At 64.6% G+C, this 24562-nt stretch carries 32 protein-coding genes, 1 tRNA gene and 1 other RNA gene; 26 read left to right on the top strand and 8 right to left on the bottom strand.

The features are described from left to right. Positions 1-163: 163 nt before the first annotated feature. Complete coding sequence (locus EWE75_RS08370) at positions 164-1309, top strand: AI-2E family transporter (RefSeq protein WP_130156554.1); 1146 nt, start codon at positions 164-166, stop codon at positions 1307-1309. 45 nt (positions 1310-1354) lie between these two features. Beyond that, positions 1355-1431, top strand: a tRNA-Asp gene (locus EWE75_RS08375). A gap of 132 nt (positions 1432-1563) precedes the next feature. Here EWE75_RS08375 and EWE75_RS08380 read toward each other — a convergent pair. The 5 genes from EWE75_RS08380 to EWE75_RS08395 all read right to left on the bottom strand — a co-directional run bounded on the left by EWE75_RS08380 (position 1564) and on the right by EWE75_RS08395 (position 2995). Then, positions 1564-1770, bottom strand: a complete 207-nt coding sequence (locus tag EWE75_RS08380; RefSeq protein WP_130156390.1) for a DUF2842 domain-containing protein — start codon at positions 1768-1770, stop codon at positions 1564-1566. Next, positions 1767-2312 carry a 5-formyltetrahydrofolate cyclo-ligase gene (locus EWE75_RS08385; protein WP_130156392.1) on the bottom strand — a complete coding sequence of 182 codons (546 nt, stop codon included), beginning with the start codon at positions 2310-2312 and terminating at the stop codon, positions 1767-1769. Before EWE75_RS08385 ends, EWE75_RS08380 begins: the two co-directional genes overlap by 4 nt. 23 nt (positions 2313-2335) lie before the next feature. Then, a non-coding RNA gene (ssrS, locus tag EWE75_RS26235) (6S RNA) lies at positions 2336-2492 on the bottom strand. Positions 2493-2504: 12 nt separating this feature from the next. After that, a complete protein-coding gene (locus EWE75_RS08390; RefSeq protein ID WP_130156394.1) occupies positions 2505-2807 on the bottom strand; it encodes a cell division protein ZapA in 303 nt (100 codons plus the stop codon). After that, positions 2807-2995 carry a hypothetical protein gene (locus tag EWE75_RS08395; RefSeq protein ID WP_130156397.1) on the bottom strand — a complete coding sequence of 63 codons (189 nt, stop codon included), beginning with the start codon at positions 2993-2995 and terminating at the stop codon, positions 2807-2809. Before EWE75_RS08395 ends, EWE75_RS08390 begins: the two co-directional genes overlap by 1 nt. 167 nt (positions 2996-3162) lie before the next feature. Between EWE75_RS08395 and gap the strand changes: the two genes are divergently transcribed. Then, entirely contained in the window at positions 3163-4173 is a 1011-nt protein-coding gene (gap, locus tag EWE75_RS08400) for a type I glyceraldehyde-3-phosphate dehydrogenase (protein WP_130156398.1), read from the top strand. A gap of 140 nt (positions 4174-4313) precedes the next feature. Continuing rightward, positions 4314-5507 (top strand): phosphoglycerate kinase, encoded by a 1194-nt coding sequence (locus tag EWE75_RS08405; protein WP_206364723.1) that lies wholly within the window; start codon positions 4314-4316, stop codon positions 5505-5507. Here EWE75_RS08405 and EWE75_RS08410 read toward each other — a convergent pair. Further along, positions 5504-6034, bottom strand: a complete 531-nt coding sequence (locus EWE75_RS08410; protein WP_130156402.1) for a TlpA family protein disulfide reductase — start codon at positions 6032-6034, stop codon at positions 5504-5506. The two genes, EWE75_RS08405 and EWE75_RS08410, sit on opposite strands and share 4 nt — an antisense overlap. 145 nt (positions 6035-6179) lie before the next feature. Here EWE75_RS08410 and EWE75_RS08415 point away from each other — a divergent pair, with 145 nt between their 5' ends. The 3 genes from EWE75_RS08415 (at position 6180) to thiE (ending at position 8539) form a co-directional block, all read left to right on the top strand. Then, a complete protein-coding gene (locus tag EWE75_RS08415) occupies positions 6180-7091 on the top strand; it encodes a fructose bisphosphate aldolase (RefSeq protein ID WP_130156404.1) in 912 nt (303 codons plus the stop codon). Between the two features lie 95 nt (positions 7092-7186). Further along, complete coding sequence (locus EWE75_RS08420; RefSeq protein ID WP_130156405.1) at positions 7187-7735, top strand: glutathione peroxidase; 549 nt, start codon at positions 7187-7189, stop codon at positions 7733-7735. A gap of 123 nt (positions 7736-7858) precedes the next feature. Then, positions 7859-8539, top strand: a complete 681-nt coding sequence (gene thiE / locus EWE75_RS08425) for a thiamine phosphate synthase (RefSeq protein WP_130156407.1) — start codon at positions 7859-7861, stop codon at positions 8537-8539. Positions 8540-8655: 116 nt separating this feature from the next. On the opposite strand, the gene EWE75_RS08430 is transcribed toward thiE, so the two are convergent. Together EWE75_RS08430 and EWE75_RS08435 are read right to left on the bottom strand one after the other, a co-directional pair. After that, positions 8656-9732, bottom strand: coding sequence for a potassium channel family protein (locus EWE75_RS08430; RefSeq protein WP_231708278.1), 1077 nt, complete (start codon positions 9730-9732; stop codon positions 8656-8658). Between the two features lie 68 nt (positions 9733-9800). Next, a complete protein-coding gene (locus tag EWE75_RS08435; RefSeq protein WP_130156412.1) occupies positions 9801-10394 on the bottom strand; it encodes a peptidoglycan L,D-endopeptidase MepK in 594 nt (197 codons plus the stop codon). Between the two features lie 25 nt (positions 10395-10419). Between EWE75_RS08435 and EWE75_RS08440 the strand changes: the two genes are divergently transcribed. From EWE75_RS08440 to nuoK, 19 genes are all read left to right on the top strand, one after another. Then, entirely contained in the window at positions 10420-11427 is a 1008-nt protein-coding gene (locus tag EWE75_RS08440) for a L,D-transpeptidase family protein (RefSeq protein WP_130156414.1), read from the top strand. Between the two features lies 1 nt (position 11428). Then, the gene (locus EWE75_RS08445; protein ID WP_130156416.1) at positions 11429-12040 is read left to right on the top strand and encodes a M23 family metallopeptidase; all 612 of its coding nucleotides are present in this window, start codon (positions 11429-11431) and stop codon (positions 12038-12040) included. Positions 12041-12082: 42 nt separating this feature from the next. Beyond that, positions 12083-12646, top strand: a complete 564-nt coding sequence (gene efp, locus EWE75_RS08450; RefSeq protein WP_130156418.1) for an elongation factor P — start codon at positions 12083-12085, stop codon at positions 12644-12646. Between the two features lie 118 nt (positions 12647-12764). Further along, positions 12765-13577, top strand: coding sequence for an inositol monophosphatase family protein (locus EWE75_RS08455; RefSeq protein ID WP_130156421.1), 813 nt, complete (start codon positions 12765-12767; stop codon positions 13575-13577). Between the two features lie 205 nt (positions 13578-13782). Continuing rightward, positions 13783-14169, top strand: a complete 387-nt coding sequence (gene ndhC / locus EWE75_RS08460) for an NADH-quinone oxidoreductase subunit A (protein ID WP_069206701.1) — start codon at positions 13783-13785, stop codon at positions 14167-14169. Next, positions 14160-14705 carry a NuoB/complex I 20 kDa subunit family protein gene (locus EWE75_RS08465; protein WP_130156423.1) on the top strand — a complete coding sequence of 182 codons (546 nt, stop codon included), beginning with the start codon at positions 14160-14162 and terminating at the stop codon, positions 14703-14705. The genes ndhC and EWE75_RS08465 overlap by 10 nt, the downstream gene beginning before the upstream one ends. Beyond that, the gene (locus tag EWE75_RS08470) at positions 14702-15469 is read left to right on the top strand and encodes an NADH-quinone oxidoreductase subunit C (protein WP_130156425.1); all 768 of its coding nucleotides are present in this window, start codon (positions 14702-14704) and stop codon (positions 15467-15469) included. Before EWE75_RS08465 ends, EWE75_RS08470 begins: the two co-directional genes overlap by 4 nt. After that, complete coding sequence (locus EWE75_RS08475; RefSeq protein WP_130156427.1) at positions 15469-16704, top strand: NADH-quinone oxidoreductase subunit D; 1236 nt, start codon at positions 15469-15471, stop codon at positions 16702-16704. Before EWE75_RS08470 ends, EWE75_RS08475 begins: the two co-directional genes overlap by 1 nt. Beyond that, positions 16701-16883: a hypothetical protein gene (locus tag EWE75_RS08480; protein WP_130156428.1), complete on the top strand. Its 183-nt coding sequence runs from the start codon at positions 16701-16703 to the stop codon at positions 16881-16883. Before EWE75_RS08475 ends, EWE75_RS08480 begins: the two co-directional genes overlap by 4 nt. Beyond that, positions 16876-17214: a nuclear transport factor 2 family protein gene (locus EWE75_RS08485; protein WP_130156430.1), complete on the top strand. Its 339-nt coding sequence runs from the start codon at positions 16876-16878 to the stop codon at positions 17212-17214. The genes EWE75_RS08480 and EWE75_RS08485 overlap by 8 nt, the downstream gene beginning before the upstream one ends. Then, complete coding sequence (locus EWE75_RS08490; protein ID WP_130156432.1) at positions 17214-17885, top strand: complex I 24 kDa subunit family protein; 672 nt, start codon at positions 17214-17216, stop codon at positions 17883-17885. The genes EWE75_RS08485 and EWE75_RS08490 overlap by 1 nt, the downstream gene beginning before the upstream one ends. Continuing rightward, complete coding sequence (locus EWE75_RS24945) at positions 17882-18046, top strand: hypothetical protein (RefSeq protein ID WP_165388303.1); 165 nt, start codon at positions 17882-17884, stop codon at positions 18044-18046. The genes EWE75_RS08490 and EWE75_RS24945 overlap by 4 nt, the downstream gene beginning before the upstream one ends. Further along, positions 18046-19350 carry an NADH-quinone oxidoreductase subunit NuoF gene (nuoF, locus tag EWE75_RS08495; RefSeq protein ID WP_130156434.1) on the top strand — a complete coding sequence of 435 codons (1305 nt, stop codon included), beginning with the start codon at positions 18046-18048 and terminating at the stop codon, positions 19348-19350. Before EWE75_RS24945 ends, nuoF begins: the two co-directional genes overlap by 1 nt. After that, positions 19347-19991, top strand: coding sequence for a hypothetical protein (locus EWE75_RS08500; RefSeq protein WP_130156436.1), 645 nt, complete (start codon positions 19347-19349; stop codon positions 19989-19991). The genes nuoF and EWE75_RS08500 overlap by 4 nt, the downstream gene beginning before the upstream one ends. A 3-nt stretch (positions 19992-19994) precedes the next feature. Further along, positions 19995-21995 (top strand): NADH-quinone oxidoreductase subunit NuoG, encoded by a 2001-nt coding sequence (nuoG, locus tag EWE75_RS08505; RefSeq protein ID WP_130156438.1) that lies wholly within the window; start codon positions 19995-19997, stop codon positions 21993-21995. Beyond that, positions 21992-23044, top strand: a complete 1053-nt coding sequence (gene nuoH, locus EWE75_RS08510; protein WP_130156440.1) for an NADH-quinone oxidoreductase subunit NuoH — start codon at positions 21992-21994, stop codon at positions 23042-23044. The genes nuoG and nuoH overlap by 4 nt, the downstream gene beginning before the upstream one ends. Next, a complete protein-coding gene (gene nuoI, locus EWE75_RS08515) occupies positions 23041-23526 on the top strand; it encodes an NADH-quinone oxidoreductase subunit NuoI (protein ID WP_130156442.1) in 486 nt (161 codons plus the stop codon). The genes nuoH and nuoI overlap by 4 nt, the downstream gene beginning before the upstream one ends. A 120-nt stretch (positions 23527-23646) precedes the next feature. Beyond that, positions 23647-24258, top strand: coding sequence for an NADH-quinone oxidoreductase subunit J (locus EWE75_RS08520; RefSeq protein ID WP_130156444.1), 612 nt, complete (start codon positions 23647-23649; stop codon positions 24256-24258). Continuing rightward, a complete protein-coding gene (gene nuoK, locus EWE75_RS08525; protein ID WP_130156446.1) occupies positions 24255-24560 on the top strand; it encodes an NADH-quinone oxidoreductase subunit NuoK in 306 nt (101 codons plus the stop codon). Before EWE75_RS08520 ends, nuoK begins: the two co-directional genes overlap by 4 nt. Positions 24561-24562: the final 2 nt, after the last annotated feature.

A 24562-nucleotide genomic window follows, 5' to 3' on the forward strand; every position in this document is an offset into this window, starting at 1 on the left:
CGATTGCATGAAGGGGGAATGCCGCTAGGGTTTGCTGCGAGTTGCGTAGGAGCGGGCGGGCGTGAACGAAACCAGCGTAGACATACGGGATGACGAAGCCCGCCTCGCTCCGCCGACGGTCGGCCCGTTTCCGCGCATCCCCGCTGCGGCCGATCCCGAAGAGATGATGCTGGTGCTGGCGATGCGGCGCGACCGCATCCTCGCCACGCTGACCCTGTTCGCGGGCATCGGCCTCGCGCTTGCCACCCCGTTCGCGCTCAAGGCGGGGGCGGAGTTCTTCCTGCCGACCACGGCGGCTTTGGTGATCGCGATCGCGATGGTGCCGATTCTCGAATGGTTCGAACGGCATCGCATCCCGTCGGCGCTGGCGGCGCTGGTCTGCATCCTGATGTTCCTGCTCGCCGCCAACATCGCGCTCGCCGCGATCGTGGTGCCGGCGGTGGAGTTCTTCCGCAAGCTGCCCGAGCGGATCGACCGAATCCAGATGAACATCGCGCCGCTGATCGATCTCTATTCGAGCCTCGAGCGCTACCTCAACCGCGCGGTGCGGCATCTCGCCGCGACGGGTCCGATCAAGACGCCGCAGACCACCGCCGTATCGCCACCGAGTTCGATCCTCGAACTCGCCGCCACCTCGGCGCCGGGCGCGATCGTGCAGGTGTTCTTCGGCATCCTCGTGATCTATTTCTTCCTCGCCGGCTGGACGCGGCTCAGGCGGCGCACGATCACCAGCCGCTCCAGCTTCGGCGGCGCGATGGCGACCGCGCGGGTGATCCAGCATGTCGTCGACGATACCGCCGCCTACCTGGGCACGATCACCGTCATCAACCTCGCGCTCGGGCTGCTCGTCTCGGGCGTGCTGTGGACGATGGGGATGCCGTATCCGCTGATGTGGGGCGGTATCGTCGCGTTGCTCAACTACGTGCCGTATTTCGGGCCGATCGCGGCTGCGCTGCTGCTCGGGCTGGGCGGGCTGATGACCTTCCGCGACATTTGGGCGGCGCTGTTCCCGGCGTTCCTGATGATCGGCTGCCATCTCGTCGAGGCCAACGCCATCACACCGCTGATCGTCGGACGGCGGCTGACCATCAACCCGATTCTGATTCTCATCTCGATCAGCTTCTGGAGCTGGGTGTGGGGCACGCCCGGCGCGCTGCTGGCGGTGCCGTTGCTCATCATCCTGCAAACTGTGCTGGGTGCGGTCGGCAAGCCAGATATCGCCGGTTTCCTGTTCGAACACGGCGCGATGGCCAAGGGTTCGCCGCCAAAAAATGGCGAGGCTGAAGAAAGTCGTGGCGAAGTCGGTTGACAGCCTCGCACCCCTGACCTAGTTGGCGCGCCTCACGCTTTCCAAGCGGGTGTAGCTCAGTTGGTTAGAGCGCCGGCCTGTCACGCCGGAGGTCGCGGGTTCGAGCCCCGTCACTCGCGCCACCCTTTCAAAAAGGGTTGGCGGATCAAGCGGTTGAGACTTTCATATTTCCCCGTTCATGCCGAGCTAAGTCGAGGCGCCGAGGTTTGCGCACCGGCATTGTCGCTCGACTTCGCTGGGGACGAACCGTTGGTCTAACGCCAGCGCCCGGTCTCCATCCACGCCAGCAGCGGCTTGAGCGGTGCGATCCACACCAGCCCGGTCACCACGTAGAACAGCGCCTGCAGCAGCGGGTGCCAGCGCCCGACCCAGCCCGAGAAGCTCGCCACGATCACCACCCACACCAGGATCAAAGCGAGGATCACGAACATGCCGAAGGGTTTGCGCCAGCTCGGTGTCATCGTGTGATCCATCCTGTCTCGGTCGCGATCGCGTGGAGCGGCATGTCCCACGGGTCGGCGGGGAGGGTATCGACCTGCTGAACGCTCCACGCCACACCGATTCGCACCGCATTCGGAAATTCTGCGAAGGCGCGGTCGTAATGCCCCGCGCCCTGGCCGAGCCGGTTGAGCGCCGAATCGAACGCAACCAGCGGCGTCAGCACGAGATCGGGCGCGAGCGCTGGCGAGGCATGGTGTGGTTGCTGCAACCCGAATGGGCCGGGGGCGAGATCGTCCTCCGCATCCCAGGCGAGAAAACGAATCGGCTCGGCGCGGCTGGTGACGTGCGGCAGCACGATCGCGCAGCCCTGCTCGACAGCGGCGCGCGCCAGCCACATCGGGTCGGCCTCGCTACCGATCGGCACATAGGACGCAACCGTCGCGGCGTGGGGCAGGAGGGCGGCAAATTCGGCACCCGCGAATATCGGCGGGGGCGATGTCGCGAAGAACGCGTCGCGGGCGGCACGCATCCGGGCACGCAACGCACGCTTGTCGAGCGTCATGCCGCAGCCGGAGAAAAGCGGGTGGCGGGACCGCCGTGGCCGTTTGCCTGAATATCCTCTGACGCCGTTAGCATCAGGTGGGGATCATATGCATCTGGCCAGGACCAGAACAGGGACAACCCCCTAGGAAGAATAATCGCCTCAGGGATGTTCGGTAAGGCTCGTACCGGGCAGTGCCCGCCACTTGCCAATCTAGGCGTTGGTGCTGCGATTCTCAAGGGCATCGGCAAGTTCCTCCAGCCGCTCCGCGACACGGTCCAGCGTATGCGATTCGGCAAGCTCGGCGGGGCGGCGTTCCGCCTCGTCGAGCGAGTCGGCGAGCAACAGCGCGATGAACAGCATCGTGCGCTCGCCGCTCAGGCCGCCCGAGGCGCGCGTCGCATCCTCCCAGCGTGAATCGAGCAGCGTGCCGAGCTTGGTCAGCCGCGCTTCTTCGCCGGCGCGGCAGGCGACGACGTGGCGCCGGTCGCCGATGGTGATCGTCACGTCCGCCATCAGTCCGCCTCCTCGCCAGCCATCACCGTATCGAGCGCGACGATCGCCGCCTCGATCCGTGCGCGCAGCGCGTCATGGCGTTTTGCAAGCGCCGCCTGGGCGCGTTCGCGATCCGAGACCGCTGCGTCGATACGGGCGATGGCGCGTTCGATCCGGTCGATCGCGGCAGGGGACAATACTTCTGCCATTGCCGCGCGATAGCATGAGAGGGTTGTCTGACAATATTCGAATTGTTTCGCACTGGTTGACGCCAGCCTCCTCCCACCGCAAAGACGCCGCGAACACGAGGGAATCGGCGGGGAATGCCTGCTGCATTAGCAGCCCGACTCCGCCATTGGCGACAGGAGCGCATGCGATGACGGTTAAGGTAGCGATCAACGGATTCGGGCGGATCGGGCGCCTCGTGGCGCGGGCATTGATGGAGCGTGCCGACACCGGCCTCGAACTGGTCGCGATCAACGATCTCGCCGATGCGAAATCGAACGCGTGGCTGTTCAGCCGTGACAGCGTCCACGGCAAATATCCCGGCACCGTCGTCGCCGAGGGCAATGACATCGTCATCGACGGCAAGCACATCCGCGTCACCGCCGAGCGTGACCCCGCCAACCTGCCGCACGCCGAACTGGGCGTCGACATCGTGCTCGAATGCACCGGCTTCTTCACCGACAACGTGAGCTGCCAGAAGCATCTCGACGCCGGCGCCAAGAAGGTTCTGATCTCGGCACCGGGCAAGAACGTCGATCTGACGGTCGTCTTCGGCGTCAACAACGACAAGCTGACGGCAGAGCACACGATCGTCTCGAACGCGTCGTGCACCACCAACTGCCTCGCGCCGATCGCCAAGGTGCTCAACGACACCGTCGGCATCGAGCGCGGCCTGATGACGACGATCCACGCCTATACCAACGACCAGAAGATACTCGACCAGATCCACCCCGATCTGCGCCGTGCGCGTGCCGCCGCGATGAACATCATCCCGACCACGACGGGCGCTGCGCGTGCGGTGGGTGAGGTGCTGCCCGAACTGAAGGGCAAGCTCGATGGCTCGGCGATCCGCGTGCCGACCCCGGACGGCAGCCTCGTCGATCTGACCTTCACCCCCAAGCGCGACACCACCAAGGACGAGATCAACGCGATCCTCAAGGCGGCGTCGGAAAGCGGCCCGCTCGCAGGCATCCTGGCGTTCTCGGACGAGCCTTTGGTGTCGATCGACATCGTCCACACACCGTTCTCCTCGACCGTCGACAGCCTCGAGACGGCCGTGCTCGACGGCAAGCTGGTCCGGGTGGTGAGCTGGTACGACAACGAATGGGGTTTCTCGAACCGCATGATCGACACCGCCGGCGCGATGGCGAAGTTTCTCTAAAACGAAGCGTAAAATAGACATCACCCTCACCCTTCCGTCGCTGCGCTCCTCCCTCCCTCTCCCGATGGGAGAGGGAAGGGGCCCGCCCGGCGAAGCCGGGTGGGAAGGGTGAGGGCGAAGCTCCAGCGACGGGAATGAATATGGCGCGCACTTTCAAAACGCTCGACGACATGGGTGACATTCACGGCAAGCGCGTGCTGGTCCGCGAGGATCTCAACGTGCCGATGGCCGATGGTGCCGTCACGGACGGCACCCGGTTGCGCGCCACCGTCGCGACGGTTGGCGAACTCGCCGACAAGGGCGCGATCGTTCTCGTCCTCGCGCATTTCGGTCGTCCCAAGGGGCAGCGCAACCCCGAGATGTCGCTGGCGATGGTGGTGAAGCCCTATTCGGCGGTGCTCGGCCGTCCGGTGCGTTTCATCGACTGGGACGGCGCGGACGCCGCCGTCGCCACGCTTCAGCCCGGCGACATCGCGGTGCTGGAGAACACCCGCTTCTTCGCTGGCGAAGAGAAGAACGATCCGGCTTTGGTTGCCGACATCGCCAAACTCGGCGATCTCTACGTCAACGACGCTTTCTCTGCCGCGCACCGCGCGCACGCCTCTACCGAAGGGCTGGCGCACGTCCTGCCCGCGTTCGCCGGCCGCGCGATGGAGGCCGAACTCGACGCGCTCGACAAGGCGCTCGGCAATCCCGAGCATCCGGTCGCGGCGGTGGTCGGCGGTGCCAAGGTTTCGTCCAAGCTCGACGTGCTCAAGCATCTCGTCACCAAGGTCGATCACCTCATCATCGGCGGCGGCATGGCCAACACCTTCCTCGCCGCGCGCGGAGTCGACGTCGGCAAGTCGCTGTGCGAGCATGATCTGGTCGGCACCGCCGAGGAGATTTTCACCGCCGCCGAGGGCGCGAACTGCACGATCCATCTGCCTTATGACGTGGTCGTCTCGAAGGAATTCGCGCCCAACCCGCCGAGCCTGCGGACCTGCAACGTCCATGAAGTCGCCGCTGACGAGATGATCCTCGACGTCGGCCCCTCGGCGGTCGAGGCGCTGGCCGACGTGCTCAAGACCTGCAAGACCTTGGTCTGGAACGGCCCGCTCGGCGCGTTCGAGACGCCGCCGTTCGACGCCGCCACGGTCGCGCTCGCCAAGACAGCGGCGGCGCTGACGGTGGGCGGCTCGCTCGTCTCGGTAGCAGGCGGCGGCGATACCGTCGCCGCGCTCAACCAGGCGGGAGCGGGCGACGACTTCACCTTCGTCTCGACGGCCGGCGGCGCCTTCCTCGAATGGATGGAAGGCAAGGAACTGCCGGGCGTCGCGGCACTGGCGCGCTAAGACTCAGGTTGCCGGGCGGGCGCCGGCTGCGTCGGCGCCGGCTCCTTGAGCAGTGGGATCAGCACCGTGTTGAGCGCATCCAGATCGAACGCGCCAGCCTGCGCGTATCGCAGCCGACCGGCGCGATCGATCACATAGTTGGTCGGCACGCCGCGCATCACGTCATATGGCCCGCGTATCTTGCGCACCGGTGAGATGTGCAGCGCCGCGAACAGCCGCTTCATCTGGGAAAGCGGCACCGAATCCTCGGTCGTCACCGCGAAGACCCGCAGGCCATACTTGCTGGTGGCCGCGTAATAGGCGTCGAGCGTCGGTAATTCCTGTTTGCACGGCACGCACCACGTCGCCCAGAAATTGAGGACAATTACCTGACCACGCAGGTCTGCCGAGGAAACTTTGGTTCCATCGACCAGCGTCAATTCGAACGGCGGCGCCTGGACGCCGACTTCAGGCGCCTTGGCACCAATTGATGCTAGCGCTACCAAGACAAGCGCAAGATGTTTCAAGACGCGCGACGTGCCGGCCATGATGTCGTTCCCCCGAATGTAACGTCACGCTGAAACTTTGCAAAGCTGCGGTCAAGCGCGCGCTTGCCCGTTGCTCAGCCCGGACTGTCTCGCTAACACGAGATGACGCAGCGCAGCATATGCAGCATATGGGGAGTGGTACGCCATGAATACAGCCGAGATGACCGCCAATATCGCCGCCGGCAACGGCTTTATCGCCGCGCTCGACCAGAGCGGCGGCTCCACGCCCAAGGCGCTCACCGGCTACGGCATCGCGGACGGTTCGTGGTCGAACGACGAGGAAATGTACGCGCTCATCCACGACATGCGCAGCCGCATCATCACCGCGCCGAGCTTCACCGGGGACAAGGTGATCGGCGCGATCCTATTCGAGCGCACGATGGACGGCATGGTCGCCGGCAAGCCCGCCCCCGCCGCGCTGATCGAACGCGGCGTCGTGCCGTTCATCAAGATCGACAAGGGCCTCGAAGCTGAGGCCAACGGCGTCCAACTGATGAAGCCGATGCCCGAACTCGACGCGTTGCTCGCGCGGTCCAAGGCGCTTGGTGTGTTCGGCACCAAGGAGCGGTCGGTCATCAACCTCGCCAACCAGGAGGGCATCGCCGCGATCGTCGCGCAGCAGTTCGACATCGGCCGGCAGGTGATCGCGGGCGGTCTAATGCCGATCCTCGAACCCGAACTCAACATCAAGAGCCCCGAGCGCGCCGAGGCCGAAGTGATCCTGCGCGACGAACTGCTCAAGGCGCTCGATGCGATGACCGGCGACGACAAGGTGATGCTCAAGCTCTCGATCCCGGAGAAGGCCGGGCTGTTCGATTCGCTCGTCGATCATCCGCGCGTGCTGCTCGTCGTCGCGCTGTCGGGCGGCTATTCGCGCGGCGAGGCGTGCGCCGAACTCGCCAAGAACCGCGGCATCATCGCCAGCTTCAGCCGCGCATTGCTCTCGGACCTGCGCCACCAGATGACCGACGCGGAGTTCGATGCATCGCTCTCGGCGGCGATCGACGAGATATACACGGCATCGGTCCACAAGGTAGCGCAGCCCGTCGCGGCGTGATCGTCACCCCGGCGAAGGCCGGGGTTGCCTTGTAGTGAACCGCAACGCCAGCCCCACAACGGGAGGGCGCCCATGATACGCCCCGGAGAAACCCCATGACGACCCTCCTCGAAACCCCAGTCAAGACGATCGACGGCGACCAGACCAGCCTCGCCGCTTATGCCGGCGACGTGCTTCTCGTCGTCAACGTCGCCTCAAAATGCGGGCTGACCCCGCAATATGAAGCACTTGAGGCGCTGTTCCGCCAATATCGTGATCGCGGCTTCAAGGTGCTCGGCTTCCCCGCCAACGATTTCGCCGGGCAGGAGCCGGGCGGCGACGCCGAGATCGCGGATTTCTGCAAGACCAGCTACGACGTCGATTTTCCGATGTTCTCCAAGATCACCGTCACCGGCCCCGGCAAGCACCCGCTCTACGCCGCGCTGATCGCCGCCGAGCCGGAATTGGCGGGCGACGATGCCGAGGCGTTCCGCACGCGGCTGCGCGGCTATGGCATGACGCCCAACGAAGCGCCCGAGCTGTTGTGGAACTTCGAGAAATTCCTGATCGCGCGTGATGGCTCGGTCGCCGGCCGCTTCGCCCCCTCGACCGCCCCGGATGACCCCGCGCTGGTCGCGGCGATTGAGGCAGAACTGGCGAAATAAGCGTCCCACCGCCGTTCGGGCCAAGCCAAGTTGAGGCACCTGCATCTCGAGCGGGTCCCTCGACTTTGCCCGGAACGAACGGTGGTGGTTCAACTGGCGCGAAATCCGCGCTAGGGCGGCGCGATGACAGAAGATGATCCGCTCGGCCCACTCGATCCCGATTTCGCGAAACAGTTTCGCCGCGACGACCGCCGGCCACCGTGCCAGCTCTACCTCATCTCGCCGCTCGACGTGACCGGGGCCTTCGCAGACCGGCTGGCGCGTGCTCTCGACGCCGGTCCGGTCGCGGCGTTCCAGTTCCGCATCAAGGATATCGACCAGCATGAGGCGGCGCGGTTGGCCGAGCCGCTCCAGCGCATCTGCGCGGAGCGTGACGTGGCGTTCCTCGTTAACGACAGCATTGCGCTCGCCAAGCGACTCGGCGCGGATGGTGTGCATCTCGGTCAGGGCGACGGAGATCCGCGCGAGGCGCGCAGCGTGCTCGGCCCCAACGCGCAGATCGGCGTGACCTGCCACGACAGCCGCCACCTCGCGATGGAAGCGGGCGAGGCGGGCGCCGATTACGTCGCGTTCGGCGCTTTCTATCCGACCACCACCAAGACGGTCGAGCATCACCCCGAGCCGGTGATCCTGAGCTGGTGGGCGACGATGTTCGAACTCCCCAGCGTCGCGATCGGTGGCATCACCCCCGCCAACGCCGCGCCGCTGGTCACGGCTGGCGCGGATTTCCTCGCGGTGTCAGGCGCGGTCTGGGGCGGCGACGAGGCGGCGGCGGTGAAGGCGTTCGCGGCTGTATTGGGCTGAACACGACGGCCCGTCAGCTCGATGAGCCTGCGATTTGTGCCGTCTCGCATCTGGCCTGTGTGTAGAGCGCGTAAGATATTAGGCACCCAGCACGAATCGCTATCAGGCAGGTGCGATCAATATCGGTTTCGACCCGCGCGTATCTCGGCGCGGGTCGTGAACAATCGTCGCGCCGCGTTGCCGGAATCGCGCACCAGCACCAATACCTGATCCTCGGGGAGCAGGTTTTCGTCGGTGGCAGGGCGCGTGATGGTGACGTCGCCCCGGCGAATCTGGACGATGAAGAAAGCGCCCGCCGCCTGCCGCTCGGCGGCTTGCACGGTCAGGTTCGCCATTGCGGAGCCGGCGCGCACCGGCACCAGCTCCAAATCGAGACCAAGTTCGCCCAAATCGCCCTTCATGCGGGTTACCTGCGCCTCCGTTTCGAGGCTGGCGCTGGCGGGGAACAGGATCATCCGCGCCATCCGTTCGGCGCCGATATGCGTCGGCTGCACGACGTGGTTGGCGCCGGCGCGGAGCAATTTCCGTTCGGTGGTCGGCGCTTCACCGCGCGCGATGATCTCAAGCGCGGCGTTAAGGTTGCGCGCGGAAAGCGCGATGAACACATTGGCGGCATCGTCGGGTAACACCGTCGCCAGCGTGCGGGCGCGCAGGATGCCGGCGGCGACAAGTGTTTCCTCCTCGGTCGCGTCCCCGCCGATGCAGAGGTGCCCTGCGGCTTCCGCTTCGGCGAGGCGTGCGGTGCCGCGCTCCACCACCACCAGCGGCACGCCGCCTTGGGCAAGATCCCGCGCGAGCATGACGCCGATCCGCCCGAAGCCGCAGATCACCACATGGCCGGTCAGTTTGTCGATACGGCTGTGCATGCGGTTGGCTCCCAGGATTTGCCGGATCTGGAGGACGGTGAAAAATTGAACGAGTGCGCCGGTGAACAGGATCATGCCGGTACAGCCCAGTACCATCGTGCCGATCGTCACACCTTCCAGATACGGCGTGTCGATCGGCCGGACTTCGCCATATCCAACGGTGTAGACCGTCAGCAGCACCATGTAGATGGCGTCTGCGAAGCTCCAGCCCGCCGCCATATAGCCGAACGTCGCCACCACCACGACCACCAGCACGAAGCCGACGATCCAGGCGAGGTTGCGCACCGGCGAGCCGAGCGCGTTTTCGGCATTGGAGAGGATGGGCACGGACGCGGACTGTGACGGACACGTCATGACCTGTCCAGCGCCGCGACGGGCGCTAGCCGATCAGCCTATCACCAGTGGCGCACGCGCCCGGTATCGACATGGACGAAGCCATCGCGCGGATAGAAGCCGACCCCGCCGCCGCCGAGCGCCAGCGCGGCGCCATGCAGCCGATCGAGCGACACGCCGGGCACCATGATATCGGTCGCCTTGCCGAGCATGTGCTGGCTCTGGCTGGCGACGCCGGTGTGCTGGCCGCCGCGCGCGCGCAAGCCCGCGTTGGTCTTGGGGGAGCGATAGCCTGAGATCAGGTCGATCTTGCGATTGTCGCCGACGTCGAGTGTGCGGCGGAGGCTGACCAGCAGCGCGAGCAGCTTGCGGTCCATCACGGTCGCTTCGCCGGTGCGCCAGTCGCGCAGGCCATGATTCAGTTCGGCGAGGCCCTCGGGCACGAACTGCCCGTTTCGCGCGAACAGCGCATCGACGCTCTCGTTGGTGTGGACGTTGCGAATGGCGAGGCGCCATTCGCGCGTGCCGGCAAGCGCCTGTGCCGGACCCGGCATCGCCGCGATCGCGCCGAGGCCAGCAAGGCCGCCGAGAAGCCCCCGGCGCGAGAGGAATCGTTGCGGCGCGGAAACAACCGCAGAGTCTGTCGTTGTTAGCATGAAGGTCACTTAGGATGTTGAAACCATGAGAAGAACAGCACTGCTCGCGGCTTGTCTGGCATCTGCCTCGCTTGGGCCTGTTCCAGCTTCGGCGGCGGGAACCAAAGCCGCCGTGGCTGTCGATCAAGGGGTGCTCCAGACGCAGGTCATCCTCGATCATCTCGGCTTTTCGCCCGGCGTGCTGGACGGCAAATCGGGCATGTCGCTGACCACGGCGGTGAAGGGCTTTCAGGAGGCGAACGGTCTCGACGTGAACGGAACGCTCGACAAGTCGACGCAAACGGCGATGGCAAAATACCAGTCTATCCCCGCCACGCAGACCGTGACGCTCACCCCGGAACTGCTCGCCGGCCCGTACACCAATCCGCTGCCGAAAAGCCCGGCCAAGCAGGCGGACCTGCCCGAACTCGGCTATCGCAATGCGATGGAGAAGTTTGGTGAGATGTTTCACACAACGCCGGCGGTGCTGATCGCGCTCAACAGCGCCGACACGAAGCTGTCGCCCGGCGTCAAGATCACCGTACCGAACGCGATCGCCACCGCGCGCGATTACGATCCCAAGCTGCCCGAAAAGTGGCGCCAGACGCTGAGCGGTCTCAATGTCGATTCGCAGCAGCCGCAGGGCGCCAAGATCGTCGTGGACAAGTCGGATCAGGTGCTGCGCGTCCTCGATGCCGACGGCAAGCTCGTCGCGCAATTCCAGGCGACGATGGGCAGCAAGCACGATCCGTTGCCGATTGGGACGTGGAAGATCCTCGGCCCGGCCTACAACCCGCCATTCCACTACAATCCGAAGCTGTTCTGGGATGCCAAGAAGGGTGAGAAGAAGGCGACTCTCCCGCCCGGGCCGAATGGGCCGGTCGGGGTGGTGTGGCTCGATCTCTCCAAGCCGCATTACGGCATCCACGGCACGCCTGAACCCTCGACGATCGGCCGAGCCGAGAGCCACGGCTGCATTCGCCTCACCAACTGGGACGTCGCGCGGCTGTCGCTGATGATCAAGCCCGGCACGCCCGCCGTCTTCCAGGAATGACATGCGGCGGCTCGGCCTCATCCTGATCCTGCTTGCCGCCCTGCTGATCGCAGGGTGGCTGGCACTGCTGAACCTCCCCGATGCGCCGCGCGGCAAGGCCTCGCCGACTCCGGTCGCCAAAGCCGAACCCACGACCGGAGCGCGGGAGCGCCGGCCCGCCGGGCTGCTTGCCGTGCCCGTAGCAGGCGTGGCGCGCGCGGCGATCACCGATAGCTGGGGCGATCCGCGCGAAAACGGCCTGCGCCAGCATCACGGCACCGATATCCCCGCCGCCGCCGGGACTGTGGTGACGGCGGCCGCCCCCGGCACCGTGGAAAAGCTGTTCGAGAGCAACGCCGGCGGCACCACCATTTATGTCCGCTCGCCCGCGCGCGACTGGACCTATTATTACGCGCACCTCTCGGGCTACGCGCCGGGGCTGCACGAGGGGCAACAGGTCCGCACCGGCGATCCGCTCGGCTATGTTGGCGATACCGGTGATGCGGGGGCAGGGAACTACCACCTCCATTTCAGCCTCACCCGCACCACGCCCGATCAGCGTTGGTACGAAGGGGAGGGTATCGATCCGTTTCCCTATCTCACCGGGCGGCGGGTTGCCGGATCGGGCCGCTGAGGCTAAAGGCCGCAGCCTTCGCTCTTTCCACAGGTACACCCAATGAAGATCAGCGGCGTGGACATTCGTCCCGGCAATATCATCGAATATGAAGGCGGCATCTGGAAAGCCGTCAAGATTCAGCACACCCAGCCCGGCAAGGGCGGCGCGTACATGCAGGTCGAGATGAAGAATCTCATCGACGGTCGCAAGAACAACGTTCGCTTCCGCTCGGCCGAGACGGTGGAGCGGGTTCGGCTCGATACCAAGGATTTCCAGTTCCTGTTCCGCGACGGTGACGCGCTGACCTTTATGGACAAGGACAATTACGAGCAGATCACGCTTGATGCTGGCATCCTCGGCGATGCCGCCGAGTTTCTGCAGGACGGCATGGATGTCGTGATGGAGTTGTACGACGAGCGTCCGCTCTCGGTTGAGCTGCCGAGCCAGATCGAAGCGACGATCGTCGAGGCCGACGCGGTGGTGAAGGGGCAGACTGCCTCGTCGAGCTACAAGCCGGCGGTGCTCGACAACGGCGTGCGCGTGATGGTGCCGCCGCATATCGGCGCGGGCACGAAGATCGTCGTCGATGTCTACGAGCGGACATATGTAAAGCGCGCTGACTAAAGTCCTCCTCCCGCTTGCGGGAGGGGCTAGGGGAGGGCGTGTCTCCGGCTTCGCGTTTGTTGACAGGCCCTCCCCCGACCCCTCCCGCAATCGGGAGGGGAGAAGAAAGACAAACACAATGGCATCCCATTCCGGCCTCCTCACCGTCATGGACCGCGCCGCGCGCAAGGCTGCGCCGCGGCTACGGCGTGATTTCAACGAGGTTCAGCATCTCCAGGTCAGCCGCAAGGGGCCGGCCGATTTCGTCTCGATGGCCGACCAGCGCGCCGAACAGACGATCTATGAGGAACTCTCCAAGGCGCGGCCCGACTGGGGCTTTTTGATGGAGGAGCGCGGCGAGATCGCCGGTGATCCGTCCAAGCCGCGCTTCATCGTCGATCCGCTCGACGGCACCACCAATTTCCTCCACGGCATCCCGCACTTCTCGATCTCGATCGCGGTCGAGGAGCCGATGGTGAACGGCAAGCGCGAGATCACCTCGGGCGTGGTCTATCAGCCGCTCACCGACGAGAGTTTCTGGGCCGAGAAGGGCCGGGGCGCCTGGGTGCAGGAGCAGCGCTTGCGCGTTTCGGCACGCCGCGATCTCTCCGAATCGGTCATCGCCACCGGCATCCCGTTCCTCGGCCACGGCGATTTCGCGCAGTGGAGCCGCATCTTCGGTGCGGTCGCGCCCGAAGTGGCTGGTATCCGCCGGCTCGGCTCGGCTGCGCTCGATCTCGCCTGGGTCGCGGCGGGTCGGTTCGACGGCTTCTGGGAATCGAGCCTCAAGCCGTGGGACGTCGCGGCGGGGATGCTGCTCGTCAAGGAAGCGGGCGGCTTCGTCACCGATTTCCGCGGCGGCGACAAGATGATGGAGCGCAACGAATTCCTCGCGGCGAACGACGCGCTGCAATCGCGCCTCCACAAGCTGATCGCAGGCGCTCTGCGCTGAGCGCACGCCGCGCCGCCTGCATCGGCGTCTGTCGTTGTGAAATGGTAACGCACACAGCCGCTTAGCGGCGTATAGAGGCGTGTCGATGGGCCGCGCGGGGGATGTGTCGCCTGTTGCGATTCATTCTCACCGCCCCATGCCCTTGCCCGGCAGAAACCATCGTCCTAAAGCCCCGGTCATCCACTTCGCACCTGCGAGAAACCCATTGTTCGATCCGCTGCAATATCTGCCGATCCTGCTGTTCCTCGGCGTGGCGTTGGCGCTATCCACCGCCTTCGTCGTCCTGCCGATCATCGTCGGCCGGCTGACCGGCGCGCACAAGCCAAGCCCTGAAAAGCTTAGCGAATATGAATGCGGCTTCCCCGCGTTCGAAGATCCGCGCAGCCAGTTCGACGTGCGCTTCTATCTGGTCGCGATCCTGTTCATCGTCTTCGATCTGGAGGCGGCGTTCATCTATCCGTGGGCGGTCAGCGTCTTCAAATTTGGCGGCTGGGCGAGCTGGACGGCGTGGATCGCGATGATGGTGTTCATCGGCGAACTGGCGCTCGGCCTCGTCTATGCCTGGAAGAAGGGAGCTCTCGAATGGGAGTAGAACTCACCCGCCCCGCGAGCGGCGACGTATTGCTCCCGCCCGACCAGAGCTTCTTCGACGGGCTCAACGGCGAACTCACCGACAAGGGTTTCCTCGTCACCTCGACCGAGGAGCTGTTCCAGTGGGCGCGCACCGGCTCGTTGTGGTGGATGACGTTCGGCCTCGCGTGCTGCGCGGTCGAGATGATCCACGTCAACATGCCGCGTTATGATCTCGAACGCTTCGGCGCCGCGCCGCGCGCATCGCCGCGCCAGTCGGACGTGATGATCGTCGCGGGCACGCTCTGCAACAAGATGGCGCCCGCGCTGCGCCGCGTCTACGATCAGATGAGCGAGCCGAAATACGTTATTTCGATGGGGTCGTGCGCCAATGGCGGCGGCTATTACCATTACAGCTATTCGGTGGTGCGCGGCTGCGACCGGATCGTGCCGATCGACATCTACGTACCCGGTTGTCCGCCGACCGCTGAGGCGTTGCTCTACGGCATCATGCAGTTGCAGCGGAAAATCCGCCGCACGGGAACGGTGGAACGGTGAGGGCGCCCGCTCCAGCCTATGCCGTCAATGACGGTGTGATCGACGCCGCCACCGCAGCGCTCGGCGGCAAGCTTGATCTCGCGACCGAACTGGTCGGCGAGGTCGCTCTGCATGTCGTGCGTGAAAGCCTGGTCGAAACGATGCTCGCGCTGCGCGACACGCCGGGCCTCGAATATCAGCAGTTGATGGAAATCGCCGGCGTCGATTACCCCGATCGTGGGGTCGAGCGCTTCGAGGTGGTCTATTGCCTGCTCTCGCTGACGCGCAACCACCGCATCCGTGTGCATGTCCGCACCGATGACACGCTGCCGGTGCCGTCGGTGACGGGGATCTGGCCGGTCGCCGGTTGGCTCGAACGCGAAGTGTACGACATGTACGGCGTGCTGTTCTCGGGCAACGCGGATCTCCGCCGCATCCTCACCGATTACGGTTTTCGCGGCCATCCGCAGCGCAAGGACTTCCCGCTCTCGGGCTATGTCGAACTGCGCTATTCGGAAGAAGCCAAGCGCGTCGTGTATGAGCCGGTCCAGCTTGCGCAGGATTTCCGCAATTTCGACTTCATGAGCCCGTGGGAAGGGGCGGAGTACATCCTCCCCGGCGACGAGAAGGCGAAGCTGCCCGAGGAAAAGGGCGCGCCGACCCCGCTCAAGGCTGACCAGATCCAGAAGGCCGATGCCGCGCAATCCGCCAAGGCGGCGCCGACCGAGCCGAAGACCACCGACAGCCCGGCGCAAACCGGCGCGGGCAAGGCGGAGCCGAAGTAATGGCCGATTATCTCGAGAAGCTCGAAGGCATCACCGACGCGGCCGATCCGACGCTCGGCGATATCGACATCCAAAATTACACGATCAACTTCGGCCCGCAGCATCCAGCCGCGCACGGCGTGTTGCGCCTTGTGCTGGAACTCGACGGCGAGATCATCGAACGTGTCGATCCGCACATCGGCCTGCTCCATCGCGGCACCGAGAAGCTGATCGAATACAAGACCTACATGCAGGCGCTGCCGTATTTCGATAGGCTCGATTACTGCTCGCCGCTCTGCATGGAGCACAGCTATGTGCTCGCGGTCGAGAAGCTGCTCGATCTCGAAGTGCCGATCCGCGCGCAATATCTCCGCGTGTTCTTCGCCGAGCTGACGCGCATCTCGAACCACATGCTCAACCTCGGTTCGCATGTCATGGACGTCGGCGCGATGACGCCGAACCTGTGGCTGTTCGAAATCCGCGAGGATTGCCTCAACTTCTTCGAACGCGCCTCGGGCGCGCGCATGCATTCGGCGTATTTCCGGCCCGGCGGCGTGCATCAGGATGTGCCGCTCAAGCTGCTCGCCGACATCGGCGAATGGCTCGACACGCGCCTGCCGCGTCTGTTCGAGGATGCGATCAGCCTCGTCGCCGACAACCGTATCTTCAAGCAGCGCAACGTCGATATCGCGACGGTGAGCCGCGACGACGCGATCAAATGGGGCTTCTCCGGCCCGATGATCCGGGGTTCGGGCATCGCCTGGGATCTGCGCAAGTCGCAGCCATATGATGCTTATGCCAAGATGGACTTCGAGGTGCCGGTCGGCACGCGCGGCGACTGCTATGATCGCTTCATGGTGCGCGTCGAGGAAGTCCGCCAGTCGGCGCGGATCATGCGCCAGTGCCTCAACGAGATGCCCGAGGGGCCGATCGCGAGCCTCGATCGCAAGGTGGTGCCGCCCAAGCGCGGCGAGATGAAGCGCTCGATGGAAGCGCTGATCCACCACTTCAAGCTGTATACGGAAGGCTTCCACGTACCCGCCGGCGATGTGTATGTCGGCACCGAAAGCCCCAAGGGCGAGTTCGGCGTGTATCTGGTGTCGGACGGCACCAACAAGCCGTACCGCTGCAAGATCCGCCCTACTGCGTTTTCGCATCTCCAGGCGGCGGATTTCATGTCGAAGGGGCACATGCTCGCCGACACCACCGCTATCCTCGGCGCGATGGACATCGTGTTCGGCGAGTGCGACCGGTGAGCGGCGCTGTGTTCCCGATGTGGGTGTTCGTCGCCGTTGCGGCTGCGATCGCTGTCGCCGCGTTTGCGGTTGCGCAGCTTCAGCCGGGCGCGGGCATGGTCGTCGCCGCGTTGGGGGCTACCGCGTGGACGGCGTATGTGGCGCAGCGCGGCATGCGGATGCGGGCGCGCCATGACTGATACGCGACTTGAAACCACCCACCGTATGATCGCGCTCTACAACGCGCAGGATGCGGATGGGTATGTCGAATACATGACCGACACCGCCTGCGAGGCGACCTATCGCGGCGCGGTCGTGCGCGAGGGCAAGGAAGGCGTGCGTTCGGGCCTCAAGGCGATGTTCGCGCAATTCCCCGAGAATCGCGCCGAAATCTTGAAATCTTACGTCCTCGGCGAGACGGTCGTGCTGCACGAAGACGTGTCGCGCGTGCCCGGCGGCGAGACGTTTGAAGTCATGTCCATCTATTCGTTCGTCGGCGACAAGGTCGACCGCGTGGAGTTCATCCGGTAATGGCCGACGCCCCCAAGATCCCCGACGAAGCTGAGACCCGCGCACGCTGGGGCGCGTTCGCGTGGACGCCAGAGAATCAGGTCAAGGCCGATGAAATCCTTGCCCGCTACCCCAAGGGTCGCGAACAATCGGCGTCGATCCCGTTCCTCGATCTCGCGCAGCGCCAGGTCGGCGCGGACACCAACACGCAAGGCTGGTTGCCGGTGCCGGTGATCGAATATGTCGCGCGCCAGATCGGCGTGCCGTACATGCGCGTGTTCGAGGTCGCGACCTTCTATACGATGTTCAACCTGGCGCCGGTTGGCAAATATCACGTCCAGGTTTGCGGTACGACGCCGTGCCTGCTCGGCGGCTCGGACGATGTGCTCGCCGCGTGCAAGAACAAGGGCTTGTCGAAGGGCCATACGACCCCGGACGGCCTGTTCACGCTGACCGAAGTCGAATGCCTCGGCGCTTGCGCCAACGCGCCGATGGTCCAGATCAACGACGACAATTTCGAGGATCTCGACTACGATAAGACCACCGCGCTGCTGGAAGCGCTGGCCGAGGACAGGCCGGTGACGCCGGGCTCGCAGACCGGCCGGCGTGATAGCTGCGCGATCGGCGGGCCGACCAACCTGCAAGCGATGGTCGATGCCAACCACGATTATCGCGGGGAGTGGGCGTCGTGAACAAGAACGCCATCGTCACCATCCTAGCGATCATCGGCGGCATCGTCGTGCTCGGCTGGCTGCTCAAGCTGACCTTCTCGCTGCTCGGCCCGATCATCGTGATCGGCCTCGGTGTGGTCATCTATCTCGCGCTTTCGAAGAACAAGGGGGGGCGGCTCTGATGCTCGCCGACAAGGACCGGATCTTCACCAACGTCTACGGTTTCCAGCCGTGGAACCTGGACGCCGCGATGATGCGCGGCGATTGGGACAATACCAAGGATCTGATGGCGCTCGGCCAGGATGCGATCATCGACGTCATCAAGGCGTCGGGTCTGCGCGGGCGGGGCGGGGCGGGCTTCCCGACCGGCATGAAGTGGAGCTTCATGCCCAAGGAATCCAAGGATGGCCGCCCGAGCTTCCTCGTCATCAACGCCGACGAATCCGAGCCGGGTTCGTGCAAGGACCGCGAGATCATCCGCCACGATCCGCACAAGCTGATCGAAGGCGCGCTGATCGCCGGCTATGCGATGCGCGCGCGCGCCGCTTATATCTACATTCGCGGTGAATATATCCGCGAGGCCGAAGTGCTGTTCGCGGCGGTCGCCGAGGCTTACGACAAGGGCCTGATCGGTAAGAACGCCAGCGGCTCGGGCTATGATTTCGACGTGTTCGTCCACCGTGGCGCGGGTGCGTACATCTGCGGCGAAGAGACCGCGATGCTCGAAAGCCTCGAAGGCAAAAAGGGCCAGCCGCGCCTCAAGCCGCCGTTCCCGGCGGGTGCTGGCCTGTACGGCTGCCCGACCACGGTCAACAACGTCGAATCGATCGCGGTCGCGCCGACGATCCTGCGGCGTGGTGCGGCGTGGTTCTCGAGCTTCGGCGCTGAGGGCAACAAGGGCACCAAGCTGTTCCAGATCAGCGGGCATGTGAACAAGCCCTGCGTGGTCGAGGAAGCGATGAGCATCCCGTTCCGCCAGTTGATCGAAGAGCATTGCGGCGGCATTCGCGGCGGGTGGGACAATCTGCTCGCGGTGATCCCGGGGGGATCGTCGGTGCCACTTGTGCCGGCCGCCGAGATTATGGATTGCCCGATGGATTTCGACGGGCTGAAGAAGGTCGGATCCGGCCTCGGCACCGCCGCGATCATCGTCATGGACAAGTCCACCGACATCGTCCGCGCGATCAGCCGCTTGAGCTACTTCTACAAGCACGAGAGTTGCGGCCAGTGTACACCGTGCCGCGAAGGCACCGGCTGGATGTGGCGCGTGATGGAGCGGATGCGTACCGGCGACGCCGACATCTCCGAGATCGATACGCTGTATCAGGTGACCAAGCAGGTCGAGGGCCACACGATCTGCGCGCTTGGTGACGCCGCCGCATGGCCGATCCAAGGCCTCATCAAGCATTTCCGCCCCGAGATGGAGCGTCGCATCATCGCCAAGAACGGTGGCGGCGAAGCGCCGATGATGGAGGCGGCGGAGTGAGCGTTGCCGTTCAAACAGCGTGTGGTGTTGCGGCGGGCGTAGCGTCGATACTGGCGGGTGCCGCCGTGGCGCAGACTGCGCCTGGCCATTTTTCGGCGTATGGACGAACGATGTCGCGTCTTGAAGCGTCGCAGGGTCTCGGTCGTTGCGTTGCGAGGCGTGAGCCCAAGGTTGCATCGGCTTTCGTCGTGGCGGCTGGGGGTTCTGACGCGGACAAGGCGGCTGGAACGAAGCTCATTTCGCAGCTTGAGAATTGCATGAAAGCCGTCGGCGGCTCGGCGACCCTGCGCGCTTCCGATCTGAAGGGCGTCATGGCCGAAGCGCTTCTGAAAGAACAAGCCGGGTCACTCGACAAGGTGCGCATGTCTACGCCTGTGCCGGCGCAGCGGCTGGTCGGCCTCGACAAGGATGCCAAGCAGCGGCTGTTTGATTGTGCGGTTCGCGCGCAACCGTCCGATGCTGCCAAGATGCTCGACCAGAAACCCGAGAGTCCGGAGGAGGCCGCTCAATTCCGTGCGATCATGCCGGCGCTGCAAGCGTGCATGCCCGCCGAGGGCGGACTTACTTTCAAGCCTTTTGAAATCCGACTGTTAGTGGCCGTCGCTACCTATCGCGTAGCCAATCAGTTGGTTGGAGCCTGACGGATGCCGATAGTCAAAGTCGATGGCGTAGAAGTCGAAGTGCCTGCCGGCGCAACCGTGCTTCAGGCGTGCGAGCTCGCGGGCAAGGAAATCCCGCGCTTCTGTTATCACGAGCGGCTGAGCATCGCCGGCAATTGCCGGATGTGCCTGGTCGAAGTGAAGCCGGGGCCGCCAAAGCCGCAGGCATCGTGCGCGCTGCCCGCTGCTGACAAGCAGGAAATCTTCACCAACAGCCCGATGGTGAAGGCCGCGCGCGAAGGCGTGATGGAATTCCTGCTCATCAACCACCCGCTCGATTGCCCGATCTGCGATCAGGGCGGCGAGTGCGATCTGCAGGACCAGTCGGTCGCTTATGGCCGGGGCGCGTCGCGCTATGACGAGAACAAGCGCGCCGTCACCGAGAAGTACATGGGGCCGATCGTCAAGACGGTGATGACGCGCTGCATCCAGTGTACGCGCTGCATCCGGTTCGCCGAGGAAGTCGCCGGCGTTGAGGAAATCGGTGCGATCTATCGCGGCGAGAACATGCAGATCACCTCGTATCTTGAACAGGCTGTGACGAGCGAGCTGTCGGGCAATGTCGTCGATCTGTGCCCGGTCGGTGCGCTCACCTCGAAGCCGTATGCGTTCGAGGCGCGCCCGTGGGAGCTGCGCAAGACGCTGACGATCGATGTGATGGACGCGGTCGGCACCAACATCCGGCTCGATTCGCGCGGGCGGCAGGTGCTGCGTGCGCTCCCCGTCATCAACGAGGACGTCAACGAGGAATGGGCTTCGGACAAGACCCGCCACGCGGTTGACGGACTGGTGCGGCGGCGGCTTGATCGGCCTTATGTTCGCAAGGACGGCAAGCTGGTCGCGGCGAGCTGGGATGAGGCGTTCGCGGCGATCAAGGCAGTCGATGCTGGCAGCAGCGTCGCGGCAATCCACGGCGACCTGCTCGATTGCGAGACGATGTATGCCGCCAAGGCGCTGCTCGCGAGCATGGGTTCGACCCTGCTCGAAGGCCGCCAGACCGGCATGGACTACGACACGTCGAACCTCGCCGCCGTCACGTTCAACACGACGATCGCCGGCACCGAGACCGCCGACGCGATCCTGCTGGTCGGCACCAATCTGCGCTGGGAAGCGCCGCTGGTGAACACGCGCATCCGCAAGGCGATCAAGAAGGGCGCCAAGGTCTTCGCGATCGGGCCGGAACTCGACCTGACCTATAAGGCGACCTGGCTCGGCAACGATCTGTCGCTGCTCGGCAAACTGCCCGAAGAGGTCGCGCAGGCGTTCGACACGGCCAAGCGGCCGATGGTGATCGTCGGCGGCGCGGCGCTGAAAGGCGGCCACGGCGCCACGCTCGCGCTGGCGAAGACGCTCAACCTCATTCGCGACGGCTGGAACGGCTATAACGTTCTTCACGCGGCGGCAGCCCGCAACGGCGGGCTGATGCTCGGCTTCGCGCAGAAGGGCGGCATCGCCGATGTCGCGGCGGCGGACCCCAAGCTCGCCTTCTTCCTCGGCGCCGACGAAGTCGATTTCTCGAAGTTCGCTGGCAGCTTCAAGGTCTATATCGGCCATCACGGCGACAAGGGCGCGGCGGCTGCCGATGTCGTGTTGCCGGGCGCGAGCTATGCCGAGAAGTCGGGCACCTACGTCAACCTCGAAGGCCGCGTTCAGCGCGGCGAGCGGGCGGTGTTCCCGCCGGGCGACGCGCGAGAGGACTGGACGATCCTGCGCGCGCTGTCGGCGGTGCTCGGCCACACGCTGCCGTTCGACTCGATCGAGGAACTGCGCGCGGCGATGGGCGTCGATACGCCCGATCTCGCCACGCTCGGCCTCAAGACCTTCGCCTGGAACCCGCCGTCGCTCGACGCGACCGGGCAGGGCGAAATCGCCTATCCGATCAAGGACTTCTATTTGACCAACGCGATCTGCCGGGCCAGCCCGACGATGCAGCGCTGTTCGGCTGAAATCCTCCACGGCCAGGATTTCGCGGAGGCGGCGGAATGACTTCGTTCTTCACCTATCGCTTCGGCTGGGATTTCGGAATTTCGTGGTTTGTCGCCACGCTGATCGACATCCTCCTCATCGCGCTGCCGCTGATGCTGGCGGTGGCGATGATCATCTACGTCGATCGCAAGATCTGGGCGTCGATGGCGCTGCGCCGCGGGCCGAACGTGGTCGGGCCGTTCGGTCTGCTGCAATCTTTCGCGGATGGCCTCAAGGTCTTCCTGCAAGAGACGATCATCCCGATCGCGGCGAACAAGACGCTTTTCCTGCTCGCGCCGATCATCACCTTCACCGTCGCGCTGATCGTGTGGGCGGTGGTGCCGTTTGCCAAGGACGCATCGGTCGCCAACATCAATGTTGGATTGCTTTACGTGCTCGCGGCCTCGTCGCTCGGCGTGTACGGCATCATCCTGGCGGGCTGGTCGTCCAACTCGAAATATCCGTTCTACTCGGCGATCCGTGCGGCTGCGCAGATGGTCAGTTACGAAGTCGCGATCGGCTTCGTGCTGATTTCGGTGGTGCTCTATTCGGGCAGCTTCAATCTCGGCGCGATCGTCGAGAACCAGAAGGGGTATTACGGGTTCCTCAACGGCCATTGGTGCAACCCGCTGCTGTTCCCGATGGCGGTGGTGTTCTTCATCTCGTCGCTCGCCGAGACGCAGCGCGCACCGTTCGATCTGACCGAGGCGGAGAGCGAACTCGTCGCCGGCTATCAGACCGAATATTCGTCGATGAGCTTCGCTTTGTTCTGGCTGGGTGAATACGCCAACGTCATCCTGATGTGCGCGCTCAACGCGACGTTGTTCTGGGGCGGGTATCTGCCGCCGCTCGACATCGGCTTCCTGTATGTGGTGCCGGGCATCGTCTGGCTGCTGCTGAAGATGGCGGCGTTCTTCTTCCTGTTCAGTTGGGTCAAGGCGACCGTCCCGCGCTATCGTTACGACCAGCTTATGCGGCTGGGCTGGAAAATCTTCCTGCCGATGTCGCTGATCTTCGTTTTCCTCGTGTCGGGCTATCTGATGCTCGTGCGGGTTGGAGTACCGGCATGAGCATCGGCCATCTGATCAAGACCTACACGCTCTGGGAGTTCGTGAAGGCGCACGCGCTGACCCTGAAGTATTTCTTCAAGGCCAAGGCGACGATCAACTATCCGTTCGAGAAGAACCCGCTGTCGCCGCGCTTCCGCGGTGAACACGCGCTGCGGCGCTATCCGAGCGGTGAGGAGCGTTGCATCGCGTGCAAATTGTGTGAGGCGATTTGCCCCGCGCAGGCGATCACGATCGAGGCCGAGCCGCGCGATGACGGTTCGCGCCGCACCACGCGCTACGACATCGACATGACCAAGTGCATCTATTGCGGCTTCTGTCAGGAAGCGTGCCCGGTCGATGCGATCGTCGAAGGCCCGAACTTCGAGTTCGCGACCGAGACGCGCGAGGAGCTGATCTACGACAAGGATAAGCTGCTCGATAACGGTGACCGTTGGGAGAGCGCGATCGCGGCGAACCTTGCCGCCGACGCGCCGTACCGGTAATGCGCGGCCACATCGATTCCATGCCGTCCGCGCACGCGCTGCCATCGCCAACAGGCGAGGCGACGGTCTTCTCACAGTCAGTCCCACAGAATTTGGCGAACGGGGGTTCGAAGTAACATCGTGATCCAGGCCTTCGCCTTCTATCTCTTCGCGATCATCGTGATCGCGTCAGCCGTGCTGACGATCACCGCGCGCAACCCGGTCCATGCCGTGTTGTGGTTGATCCTCGCCTTCTTCAACGCCGCCGGGCTGATGGTGCTGGTCGGTGCCGAGTTCATCGCGATGCTGCTCGTCATCGTCTATGTCGGCGCGGTCGCGGTGCTGTTCCTGTTCGTCGTGATGATGCTCAACATCGATTTCGCCGAGCTGCGCGCGGGCTTCGTCCGCTACGCGCTGATCGGGCTGGCCTTCGCGGTCGCGCTGGCCGCCGAGATCATGATCGCATTCGGTGCGTGGAGCGCGGGCACGATCGAACTCGGGCGCCGCGCCGCGCCGACCCCGGATGCGGTGCCGAACATCGAAGCGCTCGGGTTGCTGCTCTACTCGCGCTATCTGTTCGTGTTCGAAGGCGCCGGGCTGGTGCTGCTCGTCGCGATGATCGGCGCGATCGTGCTGACGCACCGGGAGCGCAGCGGGGTCCGCCCGCAGAACATCAGCCGCCAGGTCAAGCGCCGTCCGCAGGACGCCACGCGCAACACCCGGCCGACCGTCGGACAGGGAATCGAACTGTGATCGGCCTCACGCATTATCTCGTCGTCGCGGCGATCCTGTTCGCGCTCGGCGTGCTCGGGCTCATCGCCAATCGCAAGAACCTCATCGTCATGCTGATGGCGATCGAGCTGATCCTGCTCGCGGTGAACCTCAATCTCGTCGCCTTCTCGGCCTTCCTGCACGATCTCGTCGGCCAGATCTTCGCGATGTTCGTGCTGACGGTGGCGGCGGGCGAGGCGGCGATCGGACTTGCCATTCTCGTGATCTACTTCCGTGGTCGCGGCACGATCGCGGTCGACGACGTCAACCGGATGAAGGGGTAATA

It is taken from the genome of Sphingomonas populi (genome assembly GCF_004208535.1).
In the GTDB taxonomy this organism is placed as follows: Bacteria; Pseudomonadota; Alphaproteobacteria; order Sphingomonadales; family Sphingomonadaceae; genus Sphingomonas; species Sphingomonas populi.